This is a genomic window from Colwellia sp. BRX10-9 (assembly GCF_014077405.1).
Taxonomy (GTDB): domain Bacteria; phylum Pseudomonadota; class Gammaproteobacteria; order Enterobacterales; family Alteromonadaceae; genus Colwellia_A.
This window is the reverse complement of sequence record NZ_JACGVV010000005.1, coordinates 131,422-144,258: the sequence shown is the minus strand read 5'-3', so window position 1 is coordinate 144,258 and position 12,837 is coordinate 131,422. Positions and strand designations below refer to the sequence as shown.

Below are 12,837 nucleotides of genomic sequence, written 5' to 3'. Positions count from 1 at the left end.
CGGGTTAAAGTGCTGATACTTTCCAATAACCATTAATAATTTTTGTATCAAGAAATTCCATCAGTTTGGTTTCAGGAATAGGTTTAGAAAAGTAATATCCTTGAATAATATCACAATCGTTTTCTGTTAAACTGCGTAACTGCGCACTCGTTTCAACACCTTCTGCGATAACCTGCAAACCTAAGTTCTTCACCATAGCAATGGTTGACATAATAATTTGATAATCAGCTCGATTTTCTAACATGCCAAATACAAAGCTTTTATCTATTTTAATAACGTCGACTGGCATTTTTTTCAAATAAGCTAATGACGAATAACCGGTACCAAAATCATCAATGGCAAAACTAAACCCTACATCTCTCAAGCCATTCATCATTTCAATTGCACTATCAATATTTTTTACTAAGGTTTGTTCAGTCAGCTCTAGTTCGAAATGACTTGCCTCAAGCGAGAACTCAGTAAGTAAATCGGTTAGATAAGGGGTTAGATGAGGATCGGCAAATTGACCTGCTGACAGATTTATCGCAATACGGACATCAGTTAAACCCTTATCAATAAAAGTTTGGCAAAGTTCAAAACAGCGTCTGATCACCCAATAACCCAGTTCAACCATGTGCTGAGAATTTTCAAGGAGAGGAATAAAATCTTCCGGCGAAACCATGCCCCGTTCAGGATGCTGCCATCGAAGTAACGCTTCAAAGCCGTATAGTTTTTTTGTTTTTGCATCTAACTGAGGTTGTAAACTTAAGCTAAATTGATTTTTAGCTAAAGCCTGTCTAACTTCACTTTCCATCATCACCCGAAGGGCAACTTTTTTATACATCTCTTCATGGTAAATATGATATTTGGCGCCACCATCATCTTTAGCTTCATACATAGCGATATCGGCATAACTGATCAGATCTTCTGACTTAGTCATTTCTTCAGGAGCAAAGGCTATTCCAATACTGGTACTTACATAAAAAAGGCTATTTTGTATTTTAATTGGTTCTTTAAATGCTTCTAAAATTTCTTGTGCGACAAGCACTGCATCATTTTCATTATCGATATGACCAAGTACCACAACAAATTCATCACCACCAAATCGACAAGCCATATCAACTCTCCGAATACTGGAGCGCAAACGATTAGCCGCTTGAATTAACAACTTGTCGCCATCAGTATGACCATGACTATCATTTACTTTCTTAAAATCATCGAGATCTAAAAATAAAACGGCAATTTGTCCGTCACTGCGTGACACATTGAGAAACGCTTTACGCAGTTGATAGTTAAGCATATTGCGGTTAGGCAATCCCGTTAACAAATCATACATGGCAATATTTTCGAGCTCTTTCGTTTTTTGTTCAATTTCAATATTTAACTGTTCAAGTTCAAAACTTAACTCGGTGGCCGCATTGGCTAAAATATCTAGTTCATCAATATATTTACCATTTCTTTGTAGGTCTGTTTGACGAAACCGATCAAATTCTTTTTTCGCCAATAGAGGTAAAACATCTGACAAGACTAGTAAGCGACGAGTAAAGGGGCTAGCAACAAAATGAACAACAATCACTAAAGCAATAAGCACAACTAAGGTAAAAATTAAAAATTGCCAACGATTTTGCTGATACTTATCTGTAAAAATAGTGGCGTCATCAATCAGTGCCAGGTAATAAAAATCATCACGGGTATTTGCGATGGGAATTAAGTTAATCAGATAACGGCTATCGTTGGCTGTAGCTTTTATACCTTGAAAATTAATCATCTCGCTGTTGACAATTTCTTGGTTCGACATAAATAATTCACTGACTAGTTGAGTATTTGTTGAAGAGATAAATTTAGCGTCAGCAAGTATAATAGCCTCTTTGTTACCTGTTGTTGATACAAGTTTGTCTACACGAGAAAAACTTACAACAGCCAACTCATTATCAAGCGCTTGATTTATATAATAAATCATGTCAACAAGTGAAACTGTCATCGCAACAATCGCCATATCCCCCTTACCGTTTAATACCGGTATGGTGATCAACTGAACACATTGACCCTCACAGTACAAAGTGTGTTCTGGTTGCTGATGTTTTAGTACATTTTCAATACTCAGCTGAACAAATTTAGGAATAGCATTAGAAAGGTATAACTCTTCATTATTTGCTGAAACTAACCATACATTTTCAACATTTTGATTCATTTGCAGGGTATCAAACTGCGCGGCAAACTCTTGGGCTAAAACGTCAAAATCAGCCTGTTCTTTTAACCGCACAATATCTGAAAACGACTCTAGCCACGTCAGTATCTTTTGACGTAATACGTTATTTTGCACAGAAAATTGTGCCTGGCCTTTACGTAAAGTATCACTTTGATATTGGGTGAATTCTTGATTTAACCTTGATAAAGACAAGTAAGAAAAAATAGCCGTTAGGAGCAATAACGCCCCAATAACTAGCACTAATAATTTAACAGGAACGCTAACAAATCTTTTTCTCATCAAGTTAGCCCCGCTAGAACCAGTACATTAGTTGTAAGGCCCACATTTTCCAATGCTCACTGTTCGCCTCTGGGTTGGGTAACACAATAGGATTAACGCGCGCAGCGCCTTTTACCCAATGGTACTCCGCATTGACTCGTAAATTATCAGAAAAATCGTATGAAAACCCTAGCATTTTATCGTGCTGATAAGCAAAATAATAAGGTATGGTGCCAAAACTTTGTTGTTGTAATTGACGGCCTTTTTTATCATCCTTATTTGCATAGAAATTTTCAAAACGACTAATAAATTTCAATCGTTGATTTACCTTGTAAACCGCTTGAACATAACCACCTTGACCAATATTGACTTGGTTAAACTGAGCAGCATAAAAACCTTCCGTTAAAAACCTTGTTTGTAAAATTTCACTGGTAAACTCCCAGTGTTCACCTTCATATATAGCATTCACCGTATAAAACTGAAAAACAAATCGTCCATCAACAAAAAAATCAGGACTCTCATTTTTATAGTTAAATTCTGAATCCAATAAGGTTAGACCAAAGCGCCATTGTGAAAATACTGGCCGCCAATAAACACTCGCCTGCGTATCAAGCTCATGCTCGATATCTCCCTGTGCTAACTTACTAAGAATGACTTCTGAATCATCACTATCAATCGGACTTTTACCACGACTAAAATTGAAATCAAATTCGCCATATTTATCATTATTGTAAGTCAATTTTAATGCAGCACCATCGCCACCAACAGCGATGTCACGAAAGCCATCAAAATAAGTCCCTTGCGGTAACAAAATTGAGGGCCGTGCAAAAGGAATATCACGGGTACTTGAATGTAACCAATGGGCATTTTTAAAACGACCAACAAATAAATTGGCTTGCCACTGCTCTGAACTATAAGCGCTCCAATCCATTAAGAAGTAATCAACACGCAAACCTTCTTTGTAGCGATTGCCCCCGTTTAAATAAACAGCTTGTGCCGCAAAGCGATAATCGTCAGATAATTGATACGAGGTATTAAGTCCTATTTCTGTTAACTTTAACGATATTTCGCCGTTATCATTAACGAAGTTGCTATTGTCGACGTCAATAACGCCTTGCGCAACAAAGCCATGTATTTTTAACGGATCTGCCGAATGCCCTTCCTGTGCGTGCGCATTAAGCGCAAGTAATGCTGATAAGCACATTACTTTATAATTCATTTTATTGATCGATTTTAAGCAGATTGACATCACTTACCTCATTAATATTTTCAATGTAACCAATGGCACCTGTGGTTGATTTAACGGCTTCAATTAACGCTTCTTCACTCAACACCACAGTTGGTGCAATACCCATACCTGAGAAAGTCAATTTGTCCCATATGCGGTCAAGTTGATACGGAAATAAGCGTAAGGTGTCTTTACAAAATTTTTGATGGGTGGGATTAGTACTTGATAAAACAAAAATAGTTATTGGTAGGCCATTGGCCCATTTAGTTTGACGCATTGAATATATACGACGCAACTGAGTGGTTGTTATTGACACAGTATCAGCAGTGATATTGGTAATAACTTCGACCGCATGAGTTGCCGGACTGCCAATTAATATGACAAGAACCATTAATCTGATTAGAATTTGGCTGATAACTAAATCCTTGTTAATGAGAAATAAAGAGCTCTTTGTGTATCTAACAAAGTGCTCCGTAGCCACTAGTAGTAACCGAGTAAAGGAGACCACGCAACCCACTACTATATGTTAACCTGTATATAAAAACCGCTAAACCAATGAATTAATTACTAAATATAGATAATAATATTGTAGTAAATTTTTCCTAAAATACAAAACTTTATTGTCAACTTATTGATAAAAAGTTAACAACAACAGATCAGACCAGTATTTTGCTGCTATATTCTGCGAAAACACTATAATAATCGCTTAACAGCAGAAATGCTCGATTTTGTTATTAGCTGTTCCATCACTCTAGCTTTTATGTGATGATATTTGTAATATTTGCTATTTAATAGGTTTTTCTCAGAAAATGACTACAAAGTTTAAAGTTTTAGTGATAAATGGCCCTAACTTAAATATGTTAGGGAAACGCGAGCCTGAAATTTATGGCGCGCAATCATTAACCGATATTATTGACGATTTAACATTGCAAGCTATACCACTGAGAATTGAATTAAGTCATTTGCAATCAAATGCTGAACACCTACTAATAGAAAAAATACATCAAGCTCATAATGAAATAGACTTTATTGTCATTAATCCCGCCGCATTTACTCATACTAGTATAGCGATACGTGACGCACTCCTTTCTGTGGACATTCCATATATTGAAGTTCATCTTTCAAATGTCCATGCTAGAGAGTCGTTTAGACATCATTCGTATCTATCAGACAAAGCTATTGGTGTTATTTGCGGCTTAGGTGCCGATGGTTATAAATATGCGTTAGCGTCGGCTTATACTTGGTTGACTGACCATAAAAGTTAATGAAAAAACAACAGAGAGTGGCTTAACTTTAGCGGCTCTATTTACAACATAAATTACACATTGATAAAAAGGTATTCAAATGGATATTCGTAAAATAAAAAAATTAATTGAATTAGTACAAGAATCAGGGATTAACGAATTAGAAATTTCTGAAGGTGAAGAATCAGTACGTATTTGTCGTGGCGGTACCATGGTACAAGCTGCTCCAATGATGCACTCTGCTCCTGCTGCTGCACCTATTGCTGCACCTGTAGTCACTGAAACGGCACCTGCTGTTATTTCAGGTCACGTTGTTCGTTCGCCAATGGTTGGTACTTTCTACGCTTCAGCATCACCTGATTCACCTGCATTTGTCGAAGTAGGTAAACATGTCAATGCTGGTGATACTTTATGTATTCTTGAGGCAATGAAAATGATGAACCAAATTGAAGCTGATAAGTCTGGTGTTATTAAAGAAATTCTAGCGGGCAATGAAGACGCTATAGAATTTGACCAGCCGCTATTCATCATTGAATAATCCTATAGATATCAAACAAAAGGATCATTCCATGTTAGATAAAGTTGTTATCGCCAATCGAGGCGAAATTGCACTAAGAATATTACGTGCATGTAAAGAACTCGGTATAAAAACTGTTGCAGTACACTCTACGGCTGACAGAAACTTAAAACATGTTTTATTAGCCGATGAAACTATCTGTATTGGCAAAGCGCCAGCGCCTGACAGCTACCTTAATATTCCTGCAATAATAACGGCAGCTGAAGTCACTAACGCAGTAGCAATACATCCTGGCTATGGTTTTCTAGCTGAGAATGCTGATTTTGCAGAACAGGTTGAAAAGTCAGGCTTTGCCTTTATCGGTCCAAAAGCTGAAAGCATCCGTATTATGGGTGATAAAGTTGCGGCAATTAAAGCAATGAAAATAGCGGGTGTTCCTTGTGTTCCAGGGTCAGATGGCCCGCTTAATGATGATGAAGCGGCCAATAAAGCTCATGCTAAACGTATTGGCTACCCGATTATCGTCAAAGCGGCTGGTGGCGGCGGTGGTCGTGGTATGCGTGTTGTGCGCAGCGAAGAAGATTTAGTCGACGCGATTGCATTAACCAAAAGAGAAGCCGGTACTATTTTCAAAAATGATATGGTTTACATGGAAAAATTCCTTGAAAATCCTCGTCATGTTGAAATTCAAATAATGGCTGATGGTCAAGGTGCTGCAATTCACTTAGGTGAGCGTGATTGTTCTATGCAGCGTCGTCATCAAAAAGTGGTAGAAGAAGCTCCCGCACCAGGTATTACTCCAGAAATGCGCGCCAAAATTGGTGAGCGTTGTTGTAAAGCTTGTATTGATATTAATTATCGTGGCGCCGGCACTTTTGAATTTTTATACGAAAACGGTGAATTCTACTTTATTGAAATGAATACCCGTATTCAAGTTGAGCATCCAGTTACTGAAATGATCACCGGTGTTGATTTGATCAAAGAGCAATTACGTGTTGCTGCTGGTCAACCATTATCTTATACCCAAGATGATATTAAAATCGCTGGCCATTCAATTGAATGTCGTATCAATGCTGAAGACCCTCGTACTTTTGTTCCTTCACCGGGCAAAATCACTCGTTTCCATCCTCCAGGAGGATTGGGTGTTCGTTGGGATTCTCATATCTACGCTGAGTATACGGTACCACCAAATTATGACTCTATGATCGGCAAACTGATCACTTGGGGTGATAACAGAGATGTTGCAATCGCACGTATGCGCAATGCCTTAGCCGAATTAGTGATTGATGGTATTAAAACCAACATTGCCTTACATCAAAATATTTTAAATGATAAAGGTTTTGTTAATGGCGGTGCCAACATCCATTATCTAGAAAAGAAATTAGCTGAAGCTGAATAAGTTTCTACAAATTTAACAATCAAGCCCTGCATCGCAGGGCTTTTTTATATCAGGGATAACGGTATTAAACGTTTACATAAAAGTGAAATTCCTACACCCAAATAGCAATGATGTCGTGTTACCATAGATAACAATATATGGCTTATACTTTACTCATTGAATTTAAAAATATGACTGAATTACTTGAAAAACCTTTACCACCTGCCGATGGTGAATGTTGTGACAGCGCATGTACACCATGTGTTTGGGACAATTTCTATGCAAAGCGTAAAGAATGGCGCCTGCAACAAGTCGCACTAAAAGAAAAACAAGCCCAAGACAACGAGTCAAATTAAGACTAAGCGACTTTCTAAGCGATACTGTGTATGACTGAATTACTTAAAGAACCTTCCCTTCCTGCCGACGATGACTGTTGCGGCGGCGGCGCTTGTTGCCCTTGTGTATGGGACCACTACTATAGTGAATACGAAAAGTGGCGTTTACAACAAGCCGAATTACAAACTGATGCCAAAGCTGAGTAATATTAGCTGAGTAAAATCACTTTTTTCACTAATTTGTTAATACCACTAGCTGCCTCAACAAGTGATGTCGCTAACATGTAGGCCGGTGTTGAAACAAGTTTTCGTTTTCCGTCAATAACAATATCGCCCACTTCACAATCAACGTGTGCTAAACCACGCTTTATTAACGACTCTGCGATATCACGGTCTTTACCAATCGTTGCTTGAACATCCTCACCGTAAATAAGGGGGATCATTGCCGGAGCAATACACATAAAGCCAAGCGGTTTGTCCGCTTTAATAAAGCGTTGAGCAGCAACAAGTACTTCAGCATTTATTTGATAGTTTTCTGCATCAAGCGCGAAGCCACAGAGATTCTTTGCCGCGCCAAAGCCACCAGGGAAAATTAGCGCATCAAATTCTTCATGATAGAGCTCAGTAATGTCTTCAATGTCACCACGGGCAATGCGCGCAGATTCAACCAAAACATTACGTGTTTCATCTTCACTAACCGCGCCAGTTAAATGGTTAATCACATGATGTTGATTAATGTTTGGTGCAAAACAACGATAGCTTGCTCCTTGCTGTTCAATCGCTAATAACGTTAAAACACTTTCATGTATTTCACTGCCGTCATAAACGCCACAGCCAGATAAAATAATCGCTATTTTTTTCATGTTAATCCTTTATTCCTATATTCTTTGTCATATTAGGTAACTGACATAATAAAACAACTATTATCGAGCACCACATCAATAATGCAAATGGTAAAGCACTACCATCATAAAAATACGCTAATATTGGTCCTGCTAATGCGCCAATGCCAAAGCGAAGAGTACCTATTACCGCACTAGCTGTACCTGATTCCCGAGTAAATTCTTGCATAATAAGTGCATCAGCATTGACCGCTATCATCGATAAACTGCCCATCAACGGCAATACCGCAACTGCCGTGTACATTAATGGTAGCTGCAAAAAGTTTACCACCACCAACAATGAAGAAAAACATAACGCAACGATTAAACCGTAGGTCAACATTTTAAATGACCCTTTACGACTAACTAAGCGGGTATTAATAAAATGGGCGGTCATTAACGCCAAAACATTAACGGCAAATAGTAGGCTAAATTCAAATTCCGAGACCTTAAAAACCGTTAGATAGACAAAAGGGATCGCGGTAATATAAGCAAAAAAAGCTAATGAAATAACCATAGACGTAACAATATTTAGTTGTGACTTTTTATTAGATAAGACAATTTTATAGCGTTGCAGAAAACTAACCGGTGCTAAATTTTTCTCACGCTTTACTTCAGGTAAAAATCGATACACCAAGAGTAAAATAATAAAGCTGTAGGCCGCTAAACTTAAAAATATAAGCTGCCAACTATGCAGCAGTAACACTGAGCCAATAGCGGGCGCTATCATAGGCGCTATCATCATAATCATAGATACATAAGAAAACCCTTTGGCGGTATCTTTGCCATATCGCTCTTTTATTGTTCCCGGCACAACAACCGTTGCCGCACTACTAATAAATGCCTGAAAAAATCGTAAGGATAAAAACTGTTCAATACTCGTGACAAACGTTATCGCTATACTCATCACGATAAAACCTGAGATACCGAGCATCACTAATTTTCTTCTGCTGTGTTTATCCGCTTGTGGGCCAAAAAATAACAGACCTAAAGCATAGCCTAGTAAATATATACTCAGGCTATTTTGTACCATTGGCATATCAGTTGACAAATGCTCTGCCAGTATTGGCATTGCCGGCAAATACATGTCGATTGCCAATGGCGAAATAGCAATAATGGCTGCTAATAAGGGTAACAATAATTTTAATGAAAGCTCTGTTTGTTCACTAACTTTTAGGTTTCTCATGATTTTTCCGGATAGTCGTAAACAAGTTTGCCAAGGTCAGCAATCGCTTTGTCTATTTTTTCACACCATTTCACCCCATAGCTAATGCGCATAAAATTTTTATATTGCCCGGTTGGGGAAAAAATTTCACCGGGAGCAAAACTCACCCCCTTAGCAATAGCCTGAGTAAAAAATTGGCTAGTATCAACATGAGAACGGCAACGTATCCATAAGACACTGCCACCTTGTGGCTGTGAAATGCAGACTTCTTTTGGAAAATGACTAGCGATTAAGGCGCGCATCCGCTCGCAGTTATAACGTAAGGTTTTTCTTAACACTTGTAAGTGACGATCATATTCACCACTCATCAAATAATCAGTTAATGTCCATTGCTGTAACATTGGTGTTGAGCAAGACTGGGCGCGTTTAATACGTTTTGCTGCTTCTTCATATCTGCCTGGTAATAGCCAACCGACCCGATAACCTGGTGCAGCGGTCTTTGAAAAAGATGAGCACGTTAGCACTAGGCCTTTTTTGGAGTAAAGCTGCGCGGGTACTGGTCTATCTTTGCTGAAATATAAGTCACTGTAAACTTCATCTTCGATAAGTGGAATATCATGTTTTTCTAATAAACTGACCATATTCTGGCGCTGTTGATTAGTCATCATAGAGCCAAGTGGGTTAGAGATAGCGGTAGAAAACAAACACGCTTTTACCGGATGTTGCTCAATAACTTTAGCCAGTTCTTCAACACAAATCCCCTCTTCAGTGCAGGTATAAACTTCCAGAGCTTTCATACCCAAACTTTCAATTAATTCAATCAAACCAAAGAAACACGGTGATTCTACAGCGATAATATCACCACGTTCTGCGACACACTGTAAGGCAATTGATAGTGCTTCTTGGGCACCACTAGTGATAATTATATCGTCATGATTAATGGCTACGCCTTGCTCATGATAACGAAAAGCAAGGTTTAAACGCAGTTTTGGATCACCATTTACCGGTCCGTAACTAACCGCTTTTTCAGCATTCTTACTCAATACCGAACGCATTAATCGTGCTAAGGCTTTATCTGGTGGGTGTGCATTGACCGGGTTAGAAATACCCAATGCGACAGTATCGGGTAAATGAACAGCTTCATAAACTTGTTCTATTATGCTTCGACATGAGATTTCAACGGGCTGACAACTTGCCCATAATGACCGCATAGGTTTTAAGGTTCGTGCTTGCTTAGCTTTTAAATAATAGCCTGATTGTGGCCTTGCAGAAATACTACCCTGACGCTCTAGTTCAATATACGCTTGTTTTACTGTCGGTATACTTATCTCAAATTGTCTACTGAGTTTACGTAGGCTAGGTAGCTTGTCTCCCGCTCTTATTGCACCACTTTTTTCTTGGTCTTCAACAAAGTCAATGACTTGCTGATATAAAAATTCTGAAGAAGATTTATCTAAAAGTCGCATTTTATTTCACCTCAACAAAAACTGTACAGGTTACATTTTATATTTTTTGTATCTGTTACACAACAGAACTATCTATAAACTAGTGTTTTAGAAATAAGTCGCCCCTAAGAAATAGTACTTCATATAAGAAATGCTGTTACAGTGATTTAGTCAAAATTAATTGAGAAGATTACGCTTAAATTTTTCAGGAAAGAATAATGAACAACACACTATTATATGTGATCACCGTACTTATCTGGGGAACAACTTGGATCGCCATTAATTATCAATTAGGTGATGTTCCCGCCGAAGCATCTATTGTTTATCGTTTTGGCTTAGCAGCACTTCTGCTATTTGCTTATTGTCGTTTTAAAAAGCTCTCACTTGCCTTTAACAAAAAACAGCATCTACAATTTCTGTTCTTTGGTTTGATGTTATTTGGCTGTAATTACTATTTTTTATATTCAGCTCAACAGCATATAAATTCTGCGCTTGCCTCAATCGCTTTTTCAATGATTATGTTTTTCAATGTGGTCAATGCCCGCATTTGGTTTAACACTAAAATTACTCAACAAACTTATCTAGGCGCTTTTCTAGGTTTAACCGGCATTGTGGTTTTATTCTGGCCACAAATTAACGATACCGAGTTAGGCGCAGAAACATTACTAGGTTTATCACTTTGCTTCGTTGGAACATTGTTCGCATCAACGGGCAATATGGTCTCAATGAAAAATAAACTTATGAATTTACCTATGATGCAAGCCAATGCTTGGGGTATGTTTTATGGCTCAATATTTATGACTATATTGCTATTAATACAAGGAAAATCATTTAGTTTTTCATATACCTTACCCTATATTAGTTCGCTGATTTACCTATCGGTTTTCGGTTCTATTATTGCATTTGCCAGTTACTTAACACTTTTAAATAACATCGGAGCCCATAAGGCCTCATATGCAAGCGTGATGTTCCCTGCTGTTGCCGTCGTTATCTCAACGATATTTGAAGGTTTTAGCTGGAATATTTATACTGTCATTGGCTTATTAATTATTGTCGCCGGGAATATTGTTGTGTTAACTAAACCAAAAAAGAAAAATATAATAATAACACCATAAAAGTATCCTACTTTTAAATATATTTATGTTAAATCAGCTTGTTAACCCAAAATGACTTTACCAAGTAATTTATAGGTAATAACATAAGCAGCGTATAAAAACGCTAAGTGACGCTGTTATTTTCAATAAAAATCGAGTTAAAATAAAGGCATAATTTTATTGAGATGCTACTCTTTTTAGAGTGATTAATTTTTATAAAATCATTAATTAGGGGCAAGATGTTAAATAACTCATGGGGTCAATTGTTAATACTAGCGCTATCGTTACTTTTGACGACGAGTGCCGCTTGCCAAAAAATAAATAATAATCATTATTTACCCATAGTAACGTTAAAGTTTGACCCTTCTGGCTCAAATGCTTGGTATCCCTATTATATTAATACCGGTGAAAAACGTGGCATCGTCGTTGACGCCGTAGCCATAATACTCGCCACTGCCAATATAAGTGGTAAGGAAATAATTTTACCGCCAAAACGCACCAATTTATCATTGAAAAATGGTCTCGTTGATTTTGATTTAATTAATCCTGATTGGTTATCTAAAGAGCAACAGTCTGACGACTATGTCTTTAGCGATAGCGTGATCCCAATTAAAGAGCATATTATCTATTTGGCCGGTACCGTTATTCCTGAAAACTTAGGGGAAGATCAACAATTAACCGACCAAGATATAGGTACCGTTCGAGGTTACTATTATCACAATGATAATTTATTTAATCGCCTAGATTACCCTTCAGAAAAAGAGTTAATAAAAGCACTTTTTAGAAAAAGGATCACCTTTGCTATTAGTGGTGATAAACCAGCACAATATTGGGCAAAAATATTATCAGTACCCATTATTTTAGGCCCCGTCCATTCTGATGGTTACTTAAAAATTAGACTAAGAAAAGAGCTAAAATATCTTTTACCCCAAATCAATGATGCCATTCAACGATTAAAAATAGATGGTAGTCTCGAAAGTATTATAAAAGCTTATATATAATGCTCATCGACTTAATTTATAACTAAGTACTTTATAAGGTTAGTTGTTGCGCATTTATTATCGCGCGTAGTTGTTAATAACAAGTGACTCCATTATCCTATTA

At 37.5% G+C, this 12,837-nt stretch carries 13 protein-coding genes; 7 read left to right on the top strand and 6 right to left on the bottom strand.

Translation table 11 applies throughout. The annotated features are described in order from the left end of the window. Positions 1 to 4: 4 nt before the first annotated feature. From H4J69_RS04910 to H4J69_RS04900, 3 genes are read right to left on the bottom strand one after another with little or no spacing between them, the layout of a single operon-like run. Positions 5 to 2,467, bottom strand: a complete 2,463-nt coding sequence (locus tag H4J69_RS04910) for a bifunctional diguanylate cyclase/phosphodiesterase (RefSeq protein WP_182244179.1) — start codon at positions 2,465 to 2,467, stop codon at positions 5 to 7. 13 nt (positions 2,468 to 2,480) lie between these two features. Continuing rightward, the gene (locus tag H4J69_RS04905) at positions 2,481 to 3,665 is read right to left on the bottom strand and encodes a hypothetical protein (protein WP_182244180.1); all 1,185 of its coding nucleotides are present in this window, start codon (positions 3,663 to 3,665) and stop codon (positions 2,481 to 2,483) included. A gap of 1 nt (position 3,666) precedes the next feature. Beyond that, a complete protein-coding gene (locus tag H4J69_RS04900) occupies positions 3,667 to 4,065 on the bottom strand; it encodes a hypothetical protein (RefSeq protein WP_182244181.1) in 399 nt (132 codons plus the stop codon). Positions 4,066 to 4,483: 418 nt separating this feature from the next. On the opposite strand from H4J69_RS04900, the gene aroQ reads away from it, so the two are divergent. From aroQ to H4J69_RS04875, 5 genes are all read left to right on the top strand, one after another. After that, positions 4,484 to 4,939 carry a type II 3-dehydroquinate dehydratase gene (aroQ, locus tag H4J69_RS04895; protein ID WP_182214659.1) on the top strand — a complete coding sequence of 152 codons (456 nt, stop codon included), beginning with the start codon at positions 4,484 to 4,486 and terminating at the stop codon, positions 4,937 to 4,939. Between the two features lie 79 nt (positions 4,940 to 5,018). Further along, positions 5,019 to 5,456 (top strand): acetyl-CoA carboxylase biotin carboxyl carrier protein, encoded by a 438-nt coding sequence (gene accB, locus H4J69_RS04890; RefSeq protein WP_182214661.1) that lies wholly within the window; start codon positions 5,019 to 5,021, stop codon positions 5,454 to 5,456. Positions 5,457 to 5,487: 31 nt separating this feature from the next. Next, complete coding sequence (accC, locus tag H4J69_RS04885) at positions 5,488 to 6,834, top strand: acetyl-CoA carboxylase biotin carboxylase subunit (protein WP_070374912.1); 1,347 nt, start codon at positions 5,488 to 5,490, stop codon at positions 6,832 to 6,834. A gap of 137 nt (positions 6,835 to 6,971) precedes the next feature. Then, on the top strand, positions 6,972 to 7,169 hold the full coding sequence (locus tag H4J69_RS04880) for an oxidoreductase-like domain-containing protein (RefSeq protein ID WP_182214663.1): 198 nt from the start codon (positions 6,972 to 6,974) through the stop codon (positions 7,167 to 7,169). Positions 7,170 to 7,199: 30 nt separating this feature from the next. Next, on the top strand, positions 7,200 to 7,355 hold the full coding sequence (locus H4J69_RS04875) for an oxidoreductase-like domain-containing protein (RefSeq protein WP_182243128.1): 156 nt from the start codon (positions 7,200 to 7,202) through the stop codon (positions 7,353 to 7,355). Positions 7,356 to 7,357: 2 nt separating this feature from the next. Here the strand turns inward: H4J69_RS04875 and elbB are convergent, their stop codons facing one another. The 3 genes from elbB to H4J69_RS04860 are packed head-to-tail and all read right to left on the bottom strand — an operon-like array spanning position 7,358 to position 10,660. Further along, complete coding sequence (gene elbB / locus H4J69_RS04870) at positions 7,358 to 8,011, bottom strand: isoprenoid biosynthesis glyoxalase ElbB (protein WP_182244182.1); 654 nt, start codon at positions 8,009 to 8,011, stop codon at positions 7,358 to 7,360. 1 nt (position 8,012) lies between these two features. Further along, positions 8,013 to 9,215: a multidrug effflux MFS transporter gene (locus H4J69_RS04865; protein WP_182243124.1), complete on the bottom strand. Its 1,203-nt coding sequence runs from the start codon at positions 9,213 to 9,215 to the stop codon at positions 8,013 to 8,015. Next, positions 9,212 to 10,660 (bottom strand): PLP-dependent aminotransferase family protein, encoded by a 1,449-nt coding sequence (locus H4J69_RS04860; protein WP_182221204.1) that lies wholly within the window; start codon positions 10,658 to 10,660, stop codon positions 9,212 to 9,214. The genes H4J69_RS04865 and H4J69_RS04860 overlap by 4 nt, the downstream gene beginning before the upstream one ends. 197 nt (positions 10,661 to 10,857) lie before the next feature. On the opposite strand from H4J69_RS04860, the gene H4J69_RS04855 reads away from it, so the two are divergent. Then, the gene (locus tag H4J69_RS04855; protein ID WP_182214669.1) at positions 10,858 to 11,754 is read left to right on the top strand and encodes a DMT family transporter; all 897 of its coding nucleotides are present in this window, start codon (positions 10,858 to 10,860) and stop codon (positions 11,752 to 11,754) included. Between the two features lie 218 nt (positions 11,755 to 11,972). Next, complete coding sequence (locus H4J69_RS04850) at positions 11,973 to 12,734, top strand: ABC transporter substrate-binding protein (RefSeq protein ID WP_182244183.1); 762 nt, start codon at positions 11,973 to 11,975, stop codon at positions 12,732 to 12,734. The last annotated feature ends 103 nt before the right edge of the window (positions 12,735 to 12,837 follow it).

Coding starts and splice junctions, on each gene's coding strand:
- H4J69_RS04910 (WP_182244179.1), bottom strand. CDS start 2,467: ATGAGAAAAAGATTTGTTAGCGTTCCTGTTAAATTATTAGTGCTAGTT.
- H4J69_RS04905 (WP_182244180.1), bottom strand. CDS start 3,665: ATGAATTATAAAGTAATGTGCTTATCAGCATTACTTGCGCTTAATGCG.
- H4J69_RS04900 (WP_182244181.1), bottom strand. CDS start 4,065: ATGGTTCTTGTCATATTAATTGGCAGTCCGGCAACTCATGCGGTCGAA.
- aroQ (WP_182214659.1), top strand. CDS start 4,484: ATGACTACAAAGTTTAAAGTTTTAGTGATAAATGGCCCTAACTTAAAT.
- accB (WP_182214661.1), top strand. CDS start 5,019: ATGGATATTCGTAAAATAAAAAAATTAATTGAATTAGTACAAGAATCA.
- accC (WP_070374912.1), top strand. CDS start 5,488: ATGTTAGATAAAGTTGTTATCGCCAATCGAGGCGAAATTGCACTAAGA.
- H4J69_RS04880 (WP_182214663.1), top strand. CDS start 6,972: ATGGCTTATACTTTACTCATTGAATTTAAAAATATGACTGAATTACTT.
- H4J69_RS04875 (WP_182243128.1), top strand. CDS start 7,200: ATGACTGAATTACTTAAAGAACCTTCCCTTCCTGCCGACGATGACTGT.
- elbB (WP_182244182.1), bottom strand. CDS start 8,011: ATGAAAAAAATAGCGATTATTTTATCTGGCTGTGGCGTTTATGACGGC.
- H4J69_RS04865 (WP_182243124.1), bottom strand. CDS start 9,215: ATGAGAAACCTAAAAGTTAGTGAACAAACAGAGCTTTCATTAAAATTA.
- H4J69_RS04860 (WP_182221204.1), bottom strand. CDS start 10,660: ATGCGACTTTTAGATAAATCTTCTTCAGAATTTTTATATCAGCAAGTC.
- H4J69_RS04855 (WP_182214669.1), top strand. CDS start 10,858: ATGAACAACACACTATTATATGTGATCACCGTACTTATCTGGGGAACA.
- H4J69_RS04850 (WP_182244183.1), top strand. CDS start 11,973: ATGTTAAATAACTCATGGGGTCAATTGTTAATACTAGCGCTATCGTTA.